This is a genomic window from Streptomyces sp. NPDC087859 (genome assembly GCF_044742595.1).
Taxonomy (GTDB): domain Bacteria; phylum Actinomycetota; class Actinomycetes; order Streptomycetales; family Streptomycetaceae; genus Streptomyces; species Streptomyces canus_F.
Window position 1 is genome coordinate 1 of the sequence record NZ_JBIUUU010000033.1, and the last position, 17375, is coordinate 17375.

17 protein-coding genes are annotated in these 17375 nt (G+C 69.3%); 14 read left to right on the plus strand and 3 right to left on the minus strand.

Annotation, left to right across the window (positions count from 1 at the left end):
- The first annotated feature begins 113 nt into the window (after positions 1-113).
- The 9 genes from ACIOHP_RS47345 (at position 114) to ACIOHP_RS47385 (ending at position 7842) form a co-directional block, all read left to right on the plus strand.
- Entirely contained in the window at positions 114-758 is a 645-nt protein-coding gene (locus ACIOHP_RS47345) for an HAD family hydrolase (RefSeq protein ID WP_401897826.1), read from the plus strand.
- 81 nt (positions 759-839) lie between these two features.
- Positions 840-1532, plus strand: a complete 693-nt coding sequence (locus ACIOHP_RS47350) for a VC0807 family protein (protein WP_401897691.1) — start codon at positions 840-842, stop codon at positions 1530-1532.
- 90 nt (positions 1533-1622) lie between these two features.
- On the plus strand, positions 1623-2837 hold the full coding sequence (locus ACIOHP_RS47355) for an MFS transporter (protein ID WP_361547234.1): 1215 nt from the start codon (positions 1623-1625) through the stop codon (positions 2835-2837).
- The gene (locus tag ACIOHP_RS47360; RefSeq protein ID WP_401897693.1) at positions 2788-3960 is read left to right on the plus strand and encodes an acetoin utilization protein AcuC; all 1173 of its coding nucleotides are present in this window, start codon (positions 2788-2790) and stop codon (positions 3958-3960) included. Before ACIOHP_RS47355 ends, ACIOHP_RS47360 begins: the two co-directional genes overlap by 50 nt.
- Before the next feature lie 82 nt (positions 3961-4042).
- Positions 4043-4858, plus strand: a complete 816-nt coding sequence (locus ACIOHP_RS47365) for a phosphatase (RefSeq protein ID WP_361547228.1) — start codon at positions 4043-4045, stop codon at positions 4856-4858.
- Positions 4859-4987: 129 nt separating this feature from the next.
- Complete coding sequence (locus ACIOHP_RS47370) at positions 4988-5200, plus strand: helix-turn-helix domain-containing protein (RefSeq protein WP_004984898.1); 213 nt, start codon at positions 4988-4990, stop codon at positions 5198-5200.
- Between the two features lie 156 nt (positions 5201-5356).
- Positions 5357-5455 carry a 30S ribosomal protein bS22 gene (locus ACIOHP_RS47375; RefSeq protein ID WP_003948845.1) on the plus strand — a complete coding sequence of 33 codons (99 nt, stop codon included), beginning with the start codon at positions 5357-5359 and terminating at the stop codon, positions 5453-5455.
- 258 nt (positions 5456-5713) lie between these two features.
- On the plus strand, positions 5714-6775 hold the full coding sequence (locus tag ACIOHP_RS47380) for an NAD-dependent epimerase/dehydratase family protein (RefSeq protein WP_401897696.1): 1062 nt from the start codon (positions 5714-5716) through the stop codon (positions 6773-6775).
- A gap of 14 nt (positions 6776-6789) precedes the next feature.
- On the plus strand, positions 6790-7842 hold the full coding sequence (locus ACIOHP_RS47385; RefSeq protein ID WP_401897699.1) for a lysophospholipid acyltransferase family protein: 1053 nt from the start codon (positions 6790-6792) through the stop codon (positions 7840-7842).
- A gap of 60 nt (positions 7843-7902) precedes the next feature.
- Here ACIOHP_RS47385 and ACIOHP_RS47390 read toward each other — a convergent pair whose 3' ends face one another.
- The 3 genes from ACIOHP_RS47390 to ACIOHP_RS47400 all read right to left on the minus strand — a co-directional run bounded on the left by ACIOHP_RS47390 (position 7903) and on the right by ACIOHP_RS47400 (position 11430).
- Positions 7903-9144, minus strand: coding sequence for a DUF5667 domain-containing protein (locus ACIOHP_RS47390; protein WP_401897701.1), 1242 nt, complete (start codon positions 9142-9144; stop codon positions 7903-7905).
- Positions 9145-9377: 233 nt separating this feature from the next.
- On the minus strand, positions 9378-10151 hold the full coding sequence (locus ACIOHP_RS47395) for an ECF subfamily RNA polymerase sigma factor, BldN family (protein WP_361493677.1): 774 nt from the start codon (positions 10149-10151) through the stop codon (positions 9378-9380).
- A gap of 352 nt (positions 10152-10503) precedes the next feature.
- Positions 10504-11430 (minus strand): HAD-IB family hydrolase, encoded by a 927-nt coding sequence (locus ACIOHP_RS47400; RefSeq protein ID WP_361493679.1) that lies wholly within the window; start codon positions 11428-11430, stop codon positions 10504-10506.
- Between the two features lie 118 nt (positions 11431-11548).
- On the opposite strand from ACIOHP_RS47400, the gene ACIOHP_RS47405 reads away from it, so the two are divergent.
- The 5 genes from ACIOHP_RS47405 to ACIOHP_RS47425 all read left to right on the plus strand — a co-directional run bounded on the left by ACIOHP_RS47405 (position 11549) and on the right by ACIOHP_RS47425 (position 17223).
- Positions 11549-11836 carry a glutaredoxin family protein gene (locus ACIOHP_RS47405; protein WP_401897703.1) on the plus strand — a complete coding sequence of 96 codons (288 nt, stop codon included), beginning with the start codon at positions 11549-11551 and terminating at the stop codon, positions 11834-11836.
- Positions 11837-12072: 236 nt separating this feature from the next.
- Positions 12073-12837: a redox-sensing transcriptional repressor Rex gene (locus ACIOHP_RS47410; protein WP_361547215.1), complete on the plus strand. Its 765-nt coding sequence runs from the start codon at positions 12073-12075 to the stop codon at positions 12835-12837.
- Entirely contained in the window at positions 12834-14561 is a 1728-nt protein-coding gene (locus tag ACIOHP_RS47415) for a glutamyl-tRNA reductase (RefSeq protein ID WP_401897706.1), read from the plus strand. The genes ACIOHP_RS47410 and ACIOHP_RS47415 overlap by 4 nt, the downstream gene beginning before the upstream one ends.
- Entirely contained in the window at positions 14558-15517 is a 960-nt protein-coding gene (hemC, locus tag ACIOHP_RS47420; RefSeq protein ID WP_361547209.1) for a hydroxymethylbilane synthase, read from the plus strand. Before ACIOHP_RS47415 ends, hemC begins: the two co-directional genes overlap by 4 nt.
- Positions 15514-17223 (plus strand): bifunctional uroporphyrinogen-III C-methyltransferase/uroporphyrinogen-III synthase, encoded by a 1710-nt coding sequence (locus ACIOHP_RS47425; protein WP_361493690.1) that lies wholly within the window; start codon positions 15514-15516, stop codon positions 17221-17223. The genes hemC and ACIOHP_RS47425 overlap by 4 nt, the downstream gene beginning before the upstream one ends.
- The last annotated feature ends 152 nt before the right edge of the window (positions 17224-17375 follow it).

The window sequence follows — 17375 nt, forward strand, 5'->3', positions numbered from 1 at the left end:
GCGCCGATGGTACTGCAGGGGGGACCCTGTGGGAGAGTAGGACACCGCCGAACAAATTTTAGAAAAGGCCCACGCCATCAGGCGTGGGCCTTTTTGCGTTTAGGGTAAATGGCATGCGCTATGACCTGGTTATCTTCGACAACGACGGCGTCCTCGTCGACAGCGAGCCGATCTCCAACCGGCTGCTGGCCGGCTATCTCACCGAGCTCGGGCATCCGACGTCGTACGAGGACTCCATCCGTGACTACATGGGGTCCGCGATGCATCGGATCCATGACCTGATCGAGGAGCGGACCGGGGAGCGGTTGCCCGAGGACTTCGACGATGTCTTTCATGGGCGGGTGTTCGCCGCGTTCGAGCGGGAGCTGAAGCCTGTGGCCGGTGCTGTGGGTGTGCTGGAGAAGCTGGCTGCCGATGGGGTGGCGTACTGCGTGGCGTCGTCCGGGAGCCATGAGCGGATTCGGGTGGGGCATCGGACGACCGGTCTCGACCGGTGGTTCGAGGATGCGCGGATCTTCAGTTCGCAGGATGTGGGGCGGGGCAAGCCTGCGCCGGATCTGTTTCTGTACGCCGCCGAGCGGATGGGTGTCGCGCCGGAGCGGTGTGTGGTGGTCGAGGACAGTCCGTTGGGGGTTCGGGCGGCGGTCGCGGCCGGGATGGATGTGTACGGGTTCACCGCGATGACGCCTGCCGACCGGCTTGCCGGTGCCACTCAACTCTTCTCCGACATGGGGGAGTTGGTGGACCTGCTGGTCTGATCCGAGGTCTGACATTTGTCATGCGGAGCTCCGGACGATCGTTTCTACTGGGGGACCCCGGTCGGGCGGGAAGCTGAGGGCATGACGAAGACGAGCAAGCAGCACACCTTCGGCCCGCTGATCGTGGACGTGGCGGTGCCTGTCGGGTCGTACTACCTCTTCAAGGACGCCTTCGGGATGAGCACCTTCGCGGCGCTTGCCTGGAGCAGCGCGGTGCCGGCCGGGCGGACCGTGTGGAGCGTGGTGAGGGAACGGACGGTCAATGGGCTGGCCGCTCTCATCCTCGTCGTGAACGCCGTGTCGCTGCTGCTCGGTCTCGTCTCCGGGGATCCGCGGCTGATGCTCGCCAAGGACAGCGGGGTCAGCAGCATCATCGGGGCCGGGATCCTGGTGTCGGTGGCGTTGGGGCGGCCGATGATGACGGCGGGGTTCAAGCCCTTCCTGGTGCGAGGGGACTCGGCCAGGGAGGCCGCCTGGCGGCGGTTGGCCGACGGCAGCGCGGAGGGCTCGGCTGCCTTTCGTCGGGCCGAGCGGGTGTTCTCGGTGGTGTGGGGCGTCGTACTGCTGGCGGAGTGTGCGGCGCGGGTCGTCGGGGCGTACACCCTGCCCGTGGACACCATGGTCTGGCTCGGGTCCGTCATCCTGGTCGGTTCGATGGCGCTGGCCTTCGTGGTGAGCCGGGTGGTCGCCGCGGAGCCCATGGCGCGGCTGCTCGTCGCCGAAGTGAGGGTCGCCGAGGCGGCCGTGAAGGCGGAGGTCGCGGTCGCCGCCTGAGGCTCGGTGAGCCCTGCTGAACAAAGCTGAGTGAAATTCATCTTTGGCTGGATCTACCCACGGGTAGCCCGGGGCCCTACGCTCGCCGCCATGACAGATGTGCTGCGGCGCGGTAGGGCCTCGTTGGCGTTCAGCTTTTTCGCCCAAGGGGTGGCCTTTGCCCTGTTGGTGACGCGGATTCCCGCGATCCAGGACCGGTACGGGGTCTCCGACGCGTTGCTGCCGGCCTTTCTGGCCGCCGTGCCCATCCTCGCCGGGGTGGGGAGTGTGTCGACCGAGAAGCTGGTGACGCGAATACCGCCCAGCCGGCTGCTGCGCTGGGCCCAGCCCGTCGTACTGCTGGCACTGCTCGGGGTCGGGGCGGGTGACTCGACGCTCGAGCTGGGGATCGCGCTGGGCGCGTTCGGGCTCGCGGTGGGGATGCTCGACGCGTCCATGAACATGCTCGGGGTCAGTCTGCAGCGGGCGTACGGGCGGAGCATCATGCTCAGCTTCCACGCGGTGTTCAGTCTGGGCGGGATGGTGGGGGCGTCGCTGGCGTGGGTGGGGGCGCACTGGGATCTCGCGCTGTTCGTGTCGTATCTGCCGGTCGTGCTGGTGCTGCTGCCGGCCGCGCTTGTGGGGAGCCGGTGGTACGTCGACGGGGGCGCCGAGCCGGTGGAGGACAAGGCCGGCGGTGAGGGCGGGACCGTCGCGTTCAAGTTGCTGCTGCCGCTGTGTCTGGTGATGACCTTCGCGTACATCGGGGACTCGACCGTCTCCAACTGGAGTGCGAAGTACCTCGAGGACGTGCTGGGCAGCAGTGAGCAGATGGCGACCGTGCCGTACAACGTCTACATGGTCACCACCTTGATCGGGCGGGGCCTCGGGGACTTCGGGGTGCGGCGGTTCGGGGCCGTGGTGGTGGTGCGGGCGGGGGCCGTGGTGGCCGCGCTCGGGTTCGCGGTGGTGGCTTCGGCGCCCGGGGCCTGGGTCGGGATGCTGGGATTCACGTTGCTGGGGCTGGGGTTGTGTGTGCTGGTGCCGCAGACCTTCGCGGCCGCCGGGCGGTTGTTCCCCGGGGCTTCCGACGCGGCTGTCGCTCGGCTCAATGTCTTCAACTATGTCGGGTTTTTGATCGGTTCGCCCTTGGTGGGGGCGTTGGGCGATGCGTGGAGTTATCGCGGGGCGATGCTTGTGCCGATGGTGTTGGTGCTGGTGACGCTTGTGTACGCCCGGTCGTTCGCCGCTCAACCGGACCGATACGGTGGCGGGCATGAGCGGCCGCGCACAGCTGATGTGGGACGAGGCAGTAACGGGCTATGACTTCGGTCCGGACCATCCGATGGATCCGGTCCGGTTGGCTCTGACCCGGGGGCTGGTGAGCGCCTTCGGGCTGGACCGGGAGGTGGACGTCGTATCGGCGAAGCCTGCCGGGGAGTCGACGTTGCGGCTGGTGCACCGGGAGGACTACATCGAGGCCGTGAAGGCGGCGTCGGTGGAGCCCGGGGCGGCTGATGGGGCGTATGGGCTGGGGACCATGGATGATCCGGCCTTCGCGGGGATGCACGAGGTGTCCGCCCTGATCGCCGGGCAGTCGGTGGGTGCTGCGGAGGCGGTGTGGCGCGGGGACGCGCTGCATGCGGTGAACTTCGCAGGCGGGTTGCATCATGCGATGCCGGGGGGTGCGTCCGGGTTCTGTATCTACAACGACGCGTCGCTGGCGATCGCGCGGTTGTTGGAGTTGGGGGCCGAGCGGGTCGCCTACATCGATGTCGACGTGCATCACGGGGACGGGGTCCAGGCGGCGTTCTGGGAGGATCCGCGGGTTCTGACCATCTCCCTGCATGAGCATCCTCGGACCCTGTTTCCGCAGACCGGGTGGCCGGAGGAGACGGGGGCGGACTCGGCCGAGGGCAGTGCGGTGAATGTCGCGCTGCCGGCGGGGACCGGGGACGCGGGGTGGCTGCGGGCGTTTCACGCGGTCGTGCCGGAGCTGGTCGCCGATTTCCGGCCGCAGGTGCTGGTGACCCAACACGGCGCCGATACGCACTTCGAGGATCCGCTGGCCCATCTCGCTGTTTCGCTGGATGCGCAGCGGGCTGTGCAGGTGGCCTGTCACGACCTGGCGCACGCGTACGCCGACGGGCGGTGGGTGGCGCTGGGCGGGGGCGGCTACGCGGTCGTCGACGTGGTGCCGCGGTCCTGGACGCATCTGGTGGGGATCGCCGCGGGGCGGGCCGTGGAGCCGGAGAGTGTGATCCCCGAGGGCTGGCGGCAGGAAGTGTTCGCGCGTACCCGGCAGTTGGCGCCCATGCGGATGACCGATGGGCGGTGGCCGGTGAGTTGGGCCGACTGGGAGGCGGGATACGACCCCGCGGACCGGCTGGACCAGGCGGTGCTGGCCGCTCGGCGGGCCGTGTTTCCGCTGCGGGGGCTGCTGGCGTAGGGCGGAGGCCTCGTTACGCCAACTGTGCGGTGTTTCTTCGTTCCCCTCCCGTGTCCTGCTTTCGTCCGTCACCATCACTCCCGTGTTGAGCACCGGCGCACTGCGCGCCCATTTGTTGGCTGCTCGTCTGGCTGGACCGGTGGCCACCTCTCGGGAGGAGAGCCTGCGGAGTTATCGGCTTTTCGCTGCTCGTGATCCAAGAGTGCTGATCGGGATCGATCCCGAGTGGTCTTGGGGGCAGCGGGATTTGATCGGATTGATGGCCGATAAATGTGGGGTTTCTGGCGATCCGAGGCAGACGCAAGGTCATGATGTGATCGACCCTGAGCGGACCCTGGTCGCTCTGGATGCCTTCGCCGAGCGGATCGGGGCAGTTGCCCAGCGTGGCGGCACCGTGCTCCTGGGGACCGGGCATCCGCACCGACTGCTCGGGTTCTACGCCGCCTTGGCGGACGCCTTGTCGGCGGCGGGGTGTACCGTCCTCACCCCTGCGCATGGTCGCTGTGTCGACATAACGACCCGGTTCGGTCTACGCACGTACAACCTTGACTACGTACGAGGAGTCGCGTTCGTGCGAGAACCAGGGGTGCCGAGCTCCGGTCGCGCGACCGGCGCACACACGCACTCACCCCTCCCGGTTCGGGCCGTCCTGGCCGCGGCCGCGGACGAGGGCGGCGTCCTTCCCGAGCTGGTCATCGGGGACCACGGATGGGTCTGCGGGGCAGGTCAGCTGGGGTTTGAGGCCATTGGGCTGGCCGATACCGATGACCCCGCGCTCTTCGTGGGGGAGGCCGAGGGGGTCGTGTCCGTCGTCGTTCCACTTGATGACGCTGTGCGGTCTGATTACTACCGACCGCTTACCCGCTACGTACTCAATCGAGCGTGTCTGTCACAGTAGGCCGCCGATGGGTGCACCTCTTCCCCACTCGCATCACCCGCCCCTACATTGGGGAGTGAGCACGCAACGACGAAGAGTCACCGGAAGGGGAAGCCGGTGACCGTCGAGTGCGGAAGGTTCAGGTGTGTCATGGCTGCAGCTGGCGAGAGGCCTCTGAACGAGGTTCAGTTCCTTACCGTGGCGGAAGTCGCCTCGGTGATGCGAGTGTCGAAGATGACCGTGTACCGGTTGGTGCACAGCGGTCATCTGCCCGCGATTCGGGTGGGGCGGTCCTTCCGTGTCCCCGAGCAAGCGGTTCACGAGTACCTTCGCGAGAGCTATGTGGGGGTGGAAACCGCCTGATGGCTGTGGGGCGGGGGGATTCTCAGGGCAAGACAGGGATCCCCCCTTCCCCCTCGATTACGAGCTCAGCGCTCAGGCGGGTAGGCTAGCCCCTCGTAGGTCGTATGGGCCCATGGCGCCCAAACGCCGAGTGATGAGAAGTGAGCGAGGGTAGTCGTGGGCTCTGTTATCAAGAAGCGGCGCAAGCGGATGGCTAAGAAGAAGCACCGCAAGCTGCTCAAGCGCACGCGCGTTCAGCGTCGTAACAAGAAGTAAGGCGACGCCGCGCAAGCAGCGTGATTTGTGGCCCCCCACCACACCCGGTGGGGGGCCACACGCATACCCGGAATCGGATGCCGGGCTCTGTGCGTACGTCTGACACCGGCTGGCTTGGTCTCGTCGTACGTCTGTGGAAGTCGTCACTTCGTGCAGTGGGCGGTCATCACAGCGCAACATCGACCCGCTAGGTTGGCCGCACACGGGGAACACGGCAGGGTACGCGGGGAACGAGTGCTGGAAGAGAGGCGCTGAATCTTGGGCAAGGTCGTGCTCGTGACCGGGGTGGCCCGACAGCTGGGGGGCCGGTTCGTACGACGGATCCAGCGTGACCCGCAGGTGGACCGGGTGATCGCCGTCGACGCCGTGCCGCCGGAACACCACCTGGGCGGCGCCGATTTCATCCAGGCCGACATCCGGCAGTCCACCATCGCGCGGGTGCTCGCGGAGACGGGCGCCGACACGGTCGTACACCTGGACGTGACGGCCATGGCGCTGGGCAGTGGCAGCCGGACCACGGTCAAGGAGACCAACGTCATCGGCACCATGCAGCTCCTCGGTGCCTGCCAGAAGTCGCCGACGGTCAAAAGGCTCGTCGTCAAATCCAGTACCAATGTCTACGGGTCCGCGCCTCGCGATCCCGCCGTCTTCACCGAGACGACTCCTCCCAAGTCGCTGCCCAGCGGCGGCTTCGCCAAGGACACCGTCGAGGTCGAGGGGTATGTGCGGGGGTTCGCGCGGCGGCGGCCCGATGTGGCCGTGTGTGTGCTGCGGTTCGCCAACATCCTGGGGCCCAGCGCCGATACGCCCCTCGCCTCGTACTTCTCGCTGCCCATGCTGCCGACCGTTCTCGGGTACGACCCGCGGTTGCAGTTCGTGCACGAGGACGATGTGATCGAGGTGTTGCGCATCGCCTCGCACGAGCCGCAGCGGGGCACGCTCAACAGCGGGACGTTCAACATCGCCGGTGACGGGGTGCTGCTGCTGTCGCAGTGCTCGCGCAGGCTGGGGCGGCCCACCGTGCCGCTGCTGCTGCCGGCGGTCACCTGGGCCGGCTCGCTGGTGCGTACGCTCGGGATGACGGACTTCTCGCCCGAGCAGATCCGGCTGCTCACGCACGGTCGGGTCGTGTCGACGGACCAGATGCGCGAGACGCTCGGATTCCAGCCGAAGTACACGACGGCGGAGACGTTCGCGGACTTCGCGCGCGGCCGCGGACCCGGACTGGTGCCGCCGGAGGCCATCGCGGGGGCCGTCGACCGGATCGCCGCGCTGCCTGTCCTGGGCGGCGGCCACCCCACGACGCAGAGCGCCAACTGAGGAGCGCATCAACGATGGCGGACGCCAAGGTCATTCCGTTCGACGACGACCGGTCCCGTGGGGCTGCCGTACAGCGGCCGTCGCGGCGCCGGTCCACGGTGAGCAGGCGCAAGGGGGCCGAGCCCGCGGTTGTCCGAGAGGTCCAGCCCCTGCCCAGCGAGGCGCCGGGGCAGGATGATGTCCCTGTGACGCGTGAGGAACAGCCGCCGCAGCAGGCGCAGAACGACGGCGGTATCGAGCGGCGGATCGCGGGCGGGCTGTCCTTCCTGCGGCGCCGGCTCACCGGTGACTACGACGTCGATGACTTCGGTTACGACGAGGAGCTGACCGACCAGGTCCTGATGTCCCTGCTGCGGCCGGTGTACGAGAAGTACTTCCGGGTCGAGGTGAAGGGCATCGAGAACATCCCGGCGGAGGGTGGCGCGCTGATCGTCGCCAACCACTCCGGGACGCTCCCGCTGGACGGTCTGATGATGCAGGTCGCCGTCCACGACAACCATCCCGCGGGACGGCATCTGCGGTTGCTCGCCGCGGACCTGGTCTTCATGCTGCCGGTGGTCAACGAGCTCGCCCGCAAGCTCGGCCACACCCTGGCCTGCGCGGAGGACGCCCAGCGGCTGCTCAGTCAGGGTGAGTTGGTCGGGGTGATGCCGGAGGGCTTCAAGGGCATCGGCAAGCCCTTCAGCGAGCGGTACAAGCTCCAGCGCTTCGGCCGCGGCGGCTTCGTCTCCACGGCGCTGCGCAACGGGGCCCCGATCATCCCGTGCTCGATCGTCGGCGCGGAGGAGATCTATCCGATGATCGGCAACGCGAAGACCTTGGCTCGCCTTCTCGGCTTCCCGTACTTCCCGATCACGCCGACCTTCCCGTGGCTGGGCCCGCTGGGCGGGATCCCGCTTCCGACCAAGTGGACGATCCAGTTCGGCGAGCCGATCCTCACGGACGGCTATCCGCCGGAGGCGGCCGAGGATCCGATGCTGATGTTCAACCTGACGGACCAGGTCAGGGAGCAGATCCAGCACACGCTCTACAAGTTGCTGGTGCAGCGTCGGTCGGTGTTCTTCTAGGAGTACGACGGTGGGGGCGCCCTTCGAGAGAAGGGCGCCCCCACCGTCGTACTGGAAGGACTAGCTCGCGTCCTCGCCGTCGATGCCCAGGCCGGGCAGGAGGCCCGGGAGGAGGGGCGGGAGCGTGACGTCCGGTTGGGACGGGGTGCTCGTGGACGGGGAGGCCGTGCTGGTGCTGTCCTGGGTCGGGTCGAGGAGGCCGCCGGTGTTGCCGCCGAGGAGGCCGTCGCTCTCGCCGTCGGACGTGGACGAATGGCTGGGAGTCTTGCTGCCGTTCGAGCCGCTGCTGTCCGAGGTGCCGTGGCCACTGCTGGGCGCGGCCGAGCGGCCGGAGCCGGACGTGCCGGTGGACGCCGAGCCGGAACCGCCCTGCCGCTGGCCCGGGCCGCCGCCCTGGGCCGGAGGCTGGGGCAGCAGGGACTGCAGCGGGGCCACTTCTTCGTCTATGGCCTCGAACACCGACGACACCTGCTGACTGACATCGCCGAGCTGGACCGGCAGCCGGTCGCGCAGCGCGCCCCAGACCTCGCGGTGCGAGCGGGAGAAGGTGTCGAGGGCCTGGATGGGGCCCAGGGAGCCCGGGTCGCGCTCATACGCCTCATGGAGCAGCCGGTGGCCCTCGGAGGCGTCGTGCTGCATGCCCGACAGGGCGCGACGGATCTCGCCGACGGACTCGTGGTCGAGGTGGCCGCCGCGGTCGCGGTCCATCAGCCGACGGGCTTCGTTGAGACGCGTGGAGGCCTGGTCGAGATAGCCCTGGCCGCGCTCGTCGTCGCCGTCGGACAGATAGTTGAGCTTGAAGTCCTCGATGCCGCGCTTCAGGCCGTACAGCGAGTCGCCCGGGAGGGCGTCCGAGCTGGCGGCGGCGACTCCGCCGAAGGCACCCGCGGCGACCCCGACGCTGAGTCCGCCGGCCGCGAGGCCCTTGGTCAGTCGGGAACGCGGTCGCAGTTTGCCCAGCGGGGATGCCCGGTGCGAACCCCGCGCCCGATGGGAGCGCTGTTCAGGCACAGAGGGACCCGCTGCCTCGCCTCCGGCGGCGCCTTCCTGGAGCATGGCCTCGAACGCGGCCACCAGCTGGGCCCGCTGGACGACCTTGACCGCGGGGTCCAGCTTCGGCCTGGGCAGCTCGTCGAGACATTCCGTAAGGGCCAGCATGCGGCCCTGCTCGGTCTGTTCCGCAGCTGCCGAGGCCGGCGCCGGTCCTTCGGACTGCTCGGCCGCCGGGCCCTGGTCGGACTGCTCCTCCAGGGCCTGGGCGAAGGCGTTCGCCCGCCGGTGTGCCGATACGTTCGCGATCACTGGCGGCACCTCCTCTCGTCATGACGGTCGACTCCCCAGGGGGTCCTGAGGGTTGCACGCCCTGACCTCGTCCACTCGATCGAGTGATCGAAGTCGGCCAGGGAGTGACCACAGGGAGCCTGCATCCCGCACAACGAGCAACGCGGCACTTGGGTTACGGACTGCGGATGATCGGATCGGGAAGTCAACGGACTCTCACTGAGAGCGAGTTGGATGCTACGGGGCGTGTTCTCTCAGCGGACGTCGTCCGGGAGGAGCCGGGCGAGGGTGCGGACGGCCCGGTACTGCAGGGTCTTGATGGCGCCCTCGTTCTTGCCCATCACCCGGGCGGTCTCGGCGACCGAGAGGCCCTGGAGGAAGCGGAGCGTCACACACTCCTGCTGCTGTGGGTTGAGGCGGCGCACGGCGTCCAGGAGGGCGGCGTTGGAGAGGGACTCCAGGACGGAGTCCTCCGGTGACCGCTCGACCTCGTTGGCGTCGAGCATTTCGCCGGTCGTCACTTCCAGACGAAAGCGGCTGGACTTGAAGTGGTCGGCGACGAGGTTCCGGGCGATCGTCACCAGCCAGGCGCCGAAGTCACGGCCCTGCCAGGTGAAGGTGCCGATCCTGCGCAGCGCGCGCAGGAACGTCTCGCTGGTGAGGTCCTCGGCGGTCGCCTTGCCCCCCACCCGGTAGTAGATGTACCGGTAGACGGTGTCGCTGTACTGGTCGTAGAGGCGTCCGAAGGCGTCGGCCTCGCCGGCCTGGGCACGCTCCACGAGGTCCATCATGCGGGCGCTGTCGCTGTCCGCGGCCGGTCGGCGCGCGGCGGTGGTGCCGGTCGAACGCCCTCTTCTGCCGACAGCCGCGGAACCGTCGGCGAGTGCATAGCACGGGCCGATCGGTGCCGTGGCTACGGCGAGGGCGGGGACGGCGTACGCGGTGGGGACGAAGCCGCGCAACAGGTCTTGGACCGTTGCGCGCAGCGTAGCCAGGCCCGAGGCGTCAACCCCGACGTGTGGGTACACGGGACTCCCAGAGGCAGAGCTTCCATCACGTGCAGTGCGGGACCGTTCACCCGTCGTAGCGACGGAGGGGTACCGGTTTGCGTCTGAGGAGAATAACGCTTCGTGCAGGCACTGCTACACCCAGTTGCTCAAATCATCGATTACGTCGCTTCTGTAACCGAATGACGCCCGTTCAAGTGCCGCAGAGTGACCGGTTGTTGATCAGATGAGATCGAGTTCCGGTCATGGTCGGGGCGTGTTGTGGCCGTGTGCCGACAAGAGGACTGGATGACGGGGGTGGGGGGTACTTCTTGTCTTTCGGGCGCGGGCTCCTAGTGGCCGGTCGCGCGGTTCCCCGCGCCCCTGAGGCTCGTTACCGGCGGCGGCGGTGCAACGCGATCGCCGCCGCGGTGCCCCCGGCCACCGCTCCTACGCCTGCCGCTGCCGGGATGCCCACCTTTGCCGCCTTGCGGCCCGTCCGGTAGTCCCGCAGGCGCCAGTCCAGGTTCCTCGCGTGCCTGCGGAGCTTGGTGTCCGGGTTGATCGCGTAGGGGTGGCCCACCAGCGAGAGCATGGGGATGTCGTTGTGGCTGTCGCTGTAGGCGGCGCAGCGGTTCAGGTCCAGGCCCTCCGCCGATGCCAGCGCCCGGACCGCCTCCGCCTTCGCGGGGCCGTGCAGGGGTTCGCCCACCAGCTTGCCCGTGTAGACGCCGTCCACCGACTCCGCGACCGTGCCCAGGGCGCCGGTCAGGCCGAGGCGGCGGGCGATCACCCCGGCGATCTCCACGGGGGCCGCTGTGACGAGCCACACCTTCTGGCCCGCGTCCAGATGGGCCTGGGCGAGGGCTCGGGTGCCGGGCCAGATGCGTTCGGCCATGTACTCGTCGTAGATCTCCTCGCCGATGGACATCAGCTCGGAGACGCGGTGGCCCTGCACGATCGACAGGGCCGAGTCGCGGGCCTCCTGCATGTGTTCGGGGTCCTCGATGCCGGCCAGCCTGAACCACGCCTGCTGCCAGGCGAACCGGGCGAGGTCGCGGGTCTCGAAGAACTTCCGCTTGTACAGGCCCCGGCCGAAGTGGAACAGCGACGCACCCTGCATGACGGTGTTGTCGAGGTCGAAGAACGCGGCTGCCTTGTCGTCGCCGAGTACCGGGAACTCCGGTTCCCCGCCTGGGGCTGAGGTCTCCTCGACCTCCTGTGACGACTTGCGCGCGGCCTCCGCCGAGGCCTCGCCTGCCAACACGCTCCGCGCCGTGGCGGAGCGCCTACGGGGAGTGAGCCATCCGAGAGCGGCCATGGCGTGAGCATAGCCAGTTTGTTCGGAGCTTCCGGAGCCGAGAGGTTCGAAGGGTGTGAACTCTCCGCGACCGGGCCGTTAAACAAGCGGATCCCGGCCCGGCGCCGGCCGCGCGAGAATGGCCGACATGAGTCCCATCTTCCGCCGCAAGCCGGCCAAGGCTCCCGAGGACCGGCTCGTCACCCTCATCCGTAAGCCGGGGTGTCATCTGTGTGATGACGCACAGATCGTCATCGAGCGCGTGTGCGGGGATCTGGGGGTCCCCTGGGAGCAGAAGGACATCTCCCAGGATTCCCAACTCCACGACCAGTACTGGGAACAGATCCCGGTCGTCCTGGTCGACGGGGACCAGCACACGTTCTGGCGCGTGGACGAGAAACGCTTGAGGACGGCACTGACCGAGTAGTCCAACTCGCTCGACCGGTCGCTTAGGATCGATGGCGACTTGGTCCTGGGGGGCGGGATTGTTGAGGAGAGTGTGCTGTTTTGCCCCCGAGAGAGACGCGCGTGACCCCGGTCACGTTGGCCGGGCAAATCGGACACCATCTTTGTGCACGCGTTCACAAAGACATAGCCTGCTTTCGACGGGGCGGTCTGGGTACGTGTGACCGCCTGCAGCCCCGCTCTACCCGCAGGAGCACCGTGGCAACTGGCCGAACTCACCGACCGGCGACCCGTAGCCGAGGAATTCCCGAGGCCACCGTCGCCCGGCTTCCGCTGTACCTCCGCGCGCTGACCGCACTGTCGGAGCGCTCGGTCCCCACGGTCTCCTCCGAGGAGCTCGCGGCCGCGGCGGGCGTCAACTCCGCGAAACTGCGCAAGGACTTCTCCTACCTCGGGTCCTACGGGACACGTGGTGTGGGCTACGACGTCGAGTATCTCGTCTACCAGATCTCCCGCGAACTGGGCCTCACCCAGGACTGGCCGGTCGTGATCGTCGGTATCGGCAACCTCGGCGCCGCTCTCGCCAACTACGGCGGCTTCGCCTCCCGCGGCTTCCGGGTCGCGGCCCTCATCGACGCCGATCCGGGTATGGCCGGCAAGCCGGTGGCGGGCATTCCGGTTCAGCACAGCGATGAGCTGGAAAAGATCATCGAGGACAACGGCGTATCGATCGGTGTCATCGCCACCCCCGCCGGTGCCGCCCAGCCGGTCTGCGACCGGCTCGTGGCCGCCGGCGTCACCTCCATCCTGAACTTCGCGCCGACCGTGCTGACCGTCCCGGACGGCGTCGACGTGCGCAAGGTCGACCTCTCCATCGAGCTCCAGATCCTCGCCTTCCACGAGCAGCGCAAGGCCGGTGAGGAGGCCGCCGCGGCCGACGCCGCCGGTGCGCTCGCCGCCGGTCGTGCCGACTCCGCCGACAAAGGGCCCGACGGGGACGTACCCGCCGTGATGCCGGCATGAGTCTCCTCGTCGTGGGGCTGAGCCACCGCAGCGCTCCGGTCAGCGTCCTGGAGCGGGCGGCGCTGAGCGCCGACGCCCAGGTCAAGCTGTTGCAGGACGCGGTCGCCGCGGAGCCGGCAGCCGAGGCCGCGGTGCTGGCCACGTGCAACCGGATCGAGCTGTACGCCGACGTCGACAAGTTCCACGCCGGTGTCGCCGAGCTGTCCACGCTGCTCGCCCAGCACAGCGGGGTGGGGCTCGAGGAGCTCACGCCCTATCTGTACGTGCACTACGAGGACCGGGCCGTCCATCACCTGTTCTCGGTGGCCTGCGGTCTTGACTCCATGGTCGTCGGGGAGGGGCAGATCCTCGGGCAGATCAAGGACTCCCTCGCCAAGGCGCAGGATCTGCACACCGCCGGGCGGCTGCTGAACGATCTGTTCCAGCAGGCTCTGCGGGTCGGCAAGCGGGCGCACTCCGAGACCGGGATCGACCGGGCCGGGCAGTCGCTGGTGACCTTCGGGCTGGAACAGCTGGCTTCCGGTACGGCCGTGGACACGTGGGCCCCGGGCAAGAAGGCGCTCGTCATCGGTGCCGGGTCCATGTCCTCGCTCGCCGCGGCGACGCTCGCGCGGGTCGGGATCGGCGAGATCGTGATCGCCAACCGGACGCCGGACCGGGCCGAGCGCCTTGCCGAGATCCTGAACGACGCCGATGACCTGGACGTGGCGGCCCGCGCGGTACCGATGGATGCGGTGCCGGGCGAGCTGACACGTGCCGATGTCGTGGTGTCCTGTACGGGTGCGACCGGGCTGGTGCTCACGGCCTCCGAGGTCGCCGAGGCCGTCGCCGCGGGCCCGGTGGCGGGTTCGCCCGCCGGTGTCGGCGGGGCGCCGTCCCGCTTCGGGCCGGGAGCCGCCCTGGGCGGCACGAATGCCCGCAGCCTGACCGGACCGGCCGCCGCGGGCTCCGCGGATGACGAGAACTGTCCGCTCGACCTCAACGCCGTCCCGGCCACCGCCGGGTTCTCCGTGCTCGGGGAAGCCGCCGTCGCCGGGATGGCCACCACCGAGCTCGAGCAGCACGCCGCCTGGGTCGACAACGGCATCGCCCGAGTCCCCGGGGCGGCCGACGAGGCCGACGCCATCGCCGCGCTCGCCGCGGCCGCCGCCACCGTCGGGCGGATTCCCGAGCGGCGCAGGCCGGAGCCGGTTGCTCCGCAGCCCGCGCCCGGGCTCTTCCTGCTCGATCTCGCCATGCCCCGTGACATCGACGCCGCCGTGCACCGGATTCCCGGGGTGCGGCTCGTCGACATCGAGTCGCTCGCCGACGCTTCGGCCGACGCCCCGATGGCGGCCGATGTGGACCAGGTGCGGCGGATCGTCGCCGACGAGGTCGCGGCGTTCGGTGCCGCGCTCCGCGCCGCGCACATCACGCCCACCGTGGTCGCGCTGCGCACCATGGCCGCCGATGTGGTCGCCGGGGAGATCGCCCGGCTCGAGGGGCGGCTGCCGGGGCTCGACGACAAGCACCGCAGTGAGATCACCCAGACCGTGAAGCGCGTGGTCGACAAGTTGCTTCACGCGCCGACCGTACGGGTCAAGCAACTCGCGGCCGAACCCGGCGGCGCCGGGTACGCGGACGCGCTGCGGACCCTGTTCGACCTCGACCAGGAGACGGTTGATGCCGTGTCCCGCGCCGAGGACAGCACCGAGAAGAACAGCAAGAACCGAGGGCCGGCATGACTGAGAAGGCACTGAGGCTCGGGACAAGGCGAAGCAGACTCGCCATGGCCCAGTCCGGGCAGGTGGCGGACGCCGTGAGCCAGGTGACCGGACGGCCTGTGGAGCTCGTCGAGATCACCACGTACGGCGATGTGTCGCGGGAACAGCTCGCGCAGATCGGCGGCACGGGCGTGTTCGTGACGGCGCTGCGGGAGGCCCTGCTCAAGGGGGAGGTCGACTTCGCGGTGCACTCGCTGAAGGACCTGCCCACCGGGCAGCCCGACGAGCTCTCGCTCGCCGCGCTCCCGCTGCGCGAGGACCCGCGTGACGTCATCGTCGCCCGGGACGCGCTGAAGTTCACCGACCTGCCCCGCGGGGCGCGCATCGGTACCGGGTCACCCCGGCGGATGGCCCAGCTCAACGCGTACGCACGCGCCCATGGGATGGACATCGAGACCGTCGCGATCCGGGGGAACGTCGACACCCGGATCCGGTACGTGCACGACGGTGAGCTGGATGCGGTGGTGCTGGCCGCGGCCGGGCTGCATCGCATCGGGCGCATCGACGAAGTGACTGACTTTCTTTCAGTCGACACGGTTTTGCCCGCTCCCGGCCAGGGAGCACTGGCGATCGAATGCACCGCGGACAACGCGGACCTGATCGCCGCGCTCGGCGAACTCGACGACCCGTTCACGCGGGCCGCCGTGACTGCCGAGCGGTCACTGCTCGCCGCCCTGGAGGCCGGTTGCAGCGCACCTGTGGGTGCGCTGGCCGACCTGCTGGCCGACGGGCAGATTGTCAAGGAAATGCGCCTGCGCGGCGTCGTCGGCACGACCGACGGCTCGCGGATGGTGCAGTTGTCCACCACCGGTCCCGTGCCCGAGACGTACGACCAAGCAATGGCGCTCGGCCGTGAACTCGCTGCCGAGATGCTTGCCCAGGGCGCGGCCGGTCTGATGGGGGAGCGAGCACAGTGAGCCCCACCACCCTTCCTGCCGCCGGACCTGAACACGGGCACGTCACCTTCCTGGGTGCCGGACCCGGGGATCCGGGACTACTCACTCTGCGCGCCGTCGAGGCGCTGGGGAACGCGGACGTTCTCGTCGCCGAGCATGAAGTGCTCGACGTCGTGCGCGTCCACGCTCGCTCAGGCGTCGCCGTCGTTGACACGGATTCGGATCCCTCGTCGGATCCGCATCCGGGCACAGGCGCGCCTCAACTAACGGTTGTTGACGGTACGTCAACAACCGCTGCCGCCCCCGCCGTGCGGGATGCCGCACATCTTGTCATGGAGGCCGCGCGGGGCGGCAGGCGGGTCGTACGTGCGGTGTCCGGGGACCCCGGACTCGACGCGTACGCCGCCGAGGAGATGCTGGCGTGCGCCGCCGCGGGGGTGCCCTTCGAGGTCGTTCCCGGTGTCGCCGCCGCGGTCGGCGTACCCGCGTACGCGGGTGTTCCGCTGCGGGACGCCCAGGGCGCCGATGTGCGGTTCGTGGATGCGCGGACCGCTTCCGACCGGTGCTGGACCGAGGTCGGGGCGTCCGACGGGACCGTGGTCGTCTCGACGACCCTGGATTCCGTGGGCGCCGCCGCCGGTGAGCTCGTCGCCGCCGGGCGCAAGCCCGACACTCCGCTGACGGTCACGGTCGCTGGTACGACCACTCGTCAGCGGACGTGGACCGCGACGCTGGGGACCATCGCCCAACTGCTCAAGCAGACCAAGGTGCTGCCCTCGCCGGATGGCGGGCGGCCGGTGATAGCCGTGGTCGGTGAGCGGTCCGCCGCTGCTCAGCGCGAGCAGCTGTCGTGGTTCGAGTCCAAGCCGCTCTTCGGGTGGCGGGTGCTCGTGCCGCGTACGAAGGAGCAGGCGGCTTCGCTCTCCGACCAGCTGCGGTCCTACGGGGCCGTGCCGCACGAGGTGCCGACGATCGCCGTCGAACCGCCGCGGACGCCTCAGCAGATGGAGCGGGCGGTCAAGGGGCTCGTCACGGGCCGCTACGAGTGGATCGCCTTCACCTCGGTGAACGCCGTCAAGGCCGTACGGGAGAAGTTCGAGGAGTACGGGCTCGACGCGCGTGCCTTCGCCGGGATCAAGGTCGCCGCGGTGGGCGAGCAGACCGCCAAGGCGCTCGTCGCCTTCGGTGTGAAGCCGGACCTGGTGCCCTCCGGGGAGCAGTCCGCTGCCGGTCTCCTCGAGGACTGGCCGCCGTACGACCCCGTTTTCGACCCGATCGACCGGGTGTTCCTGCCGCGGGCGGACATCGCCACCGAGACGCTGGTCGCGGGGCTCATCGAGCTCGGGTGGGAGGTCGACGACGTCACGGCCTATCGGACCGTGCGGGCGTCGCCGCCGCCGGCCGAGACTCGTGAGGCGATCAAGGGGGGTGGCTTCGACGCCGTTCTCTTCACGTCGTCCTCCACCGTGCGGAACCTGGTGGGTATCGCCGGGAAGCCGCACAACGTGACCGTCATCGCGTGTATCGGTCCCGCCACCGCGAAGACCGCCGAGGAGCATGGCCTCCGGGTGGATGTGATGGCTCCCGAGCCGTCCGTGCACAGGCTGGCGGAGGCGCTGGCCGACTTCGGGCTGAAGCGGCGGGCGGCCGCTGTCGAGGCCGGGGATCCGGTCACCCGGCCCAGCGAGCGTCGGCCCGGGGCCCGGCGGAGGCGTAGCACCACCTGACCCTGAGGGCGCGGGTGCGGATGCGGCGGTCTGGTGTTCTTGCCAGGCCGCCGTCGCTGTGTGGCCGTGGCGGAGCAGCAGGTTCTGTGGGGCCGTACGTCGCCTTCGTGCGGGGCGCCGCTCGGGTCCGCGGGCCGACGTCGCGTCGGCAA

Coding starts and splice junctions, on each gene's coding strand:
- ACIOHP_RS47345 (WP_401897826.1), top strand. CDS start 114: ATGCGCTATGACCTGGTTATCTTCGACAACGACGGCGTCCTCGTCGAC.
- ACIOHP_RS47350 (WP_401897691.1), top strand. CDS start 840: ATGACGAAGACGAGCAAGCAGCACACCTTCGGCCCGCTGATCGTGGAC.
- ACIOHP_RS47355 (WP_361547234.1), top strand. CDS start 1,623: ATGACAGATGTGCTGCGGCGCGGTAGGGCCTCGTTGGCGTTCAGCTTT.
- ACIOHP_RS47360 (WP_401897693.1), top strand. CDS start 2,788: ATGAGCGGCCGCGCACAGCTGATGTGGGACGAGGCAGTAACGGGCTAT.
- ACIOHP_RS47370 (WP_004984898.1), top strand. CDS start 4,988: ATGGCTGCAGCTGGCGAGAGGCCTCTGAACGAGGTTCAGTTCCTTACC.
- ACIOHP_RS47385 (WP_401897699.1), top strand. CDS start 6,790: ATGGCGGACGCCAAGGTCATTCCGTTCGACGACGACCGGTCCCGTGGG.
- ACIOHP_RS47400 (WP_361493679.1), bottom strand. CDS start 11,430: ATGGCCGCTCTCGGATGGCTCACTCCCCGTAGGCGCTCCGCCACGGCG.
- ACIOHP_RS47405 (WP_401897703.1), top strand. CDS start 11,549: ATGGCCGACATGAGTCCCATCTTCCGCCGCAAGCCGGCCAAGGCTCCC.
- ACIOHP_RS47415 (WP_401897706.1), top strand. CDS start 12,834: ATGAGTCTCCTCGTCGTGGGGCTGAGCCACCGCAGCGCTCCGGTCAGC.
- hemC (WP_361547209.1), top strand. CDS start 14,558: ATGACTGAGAAGGCACTGAGGCTCGGGACAAGGCGAAGCAGACTCGCC.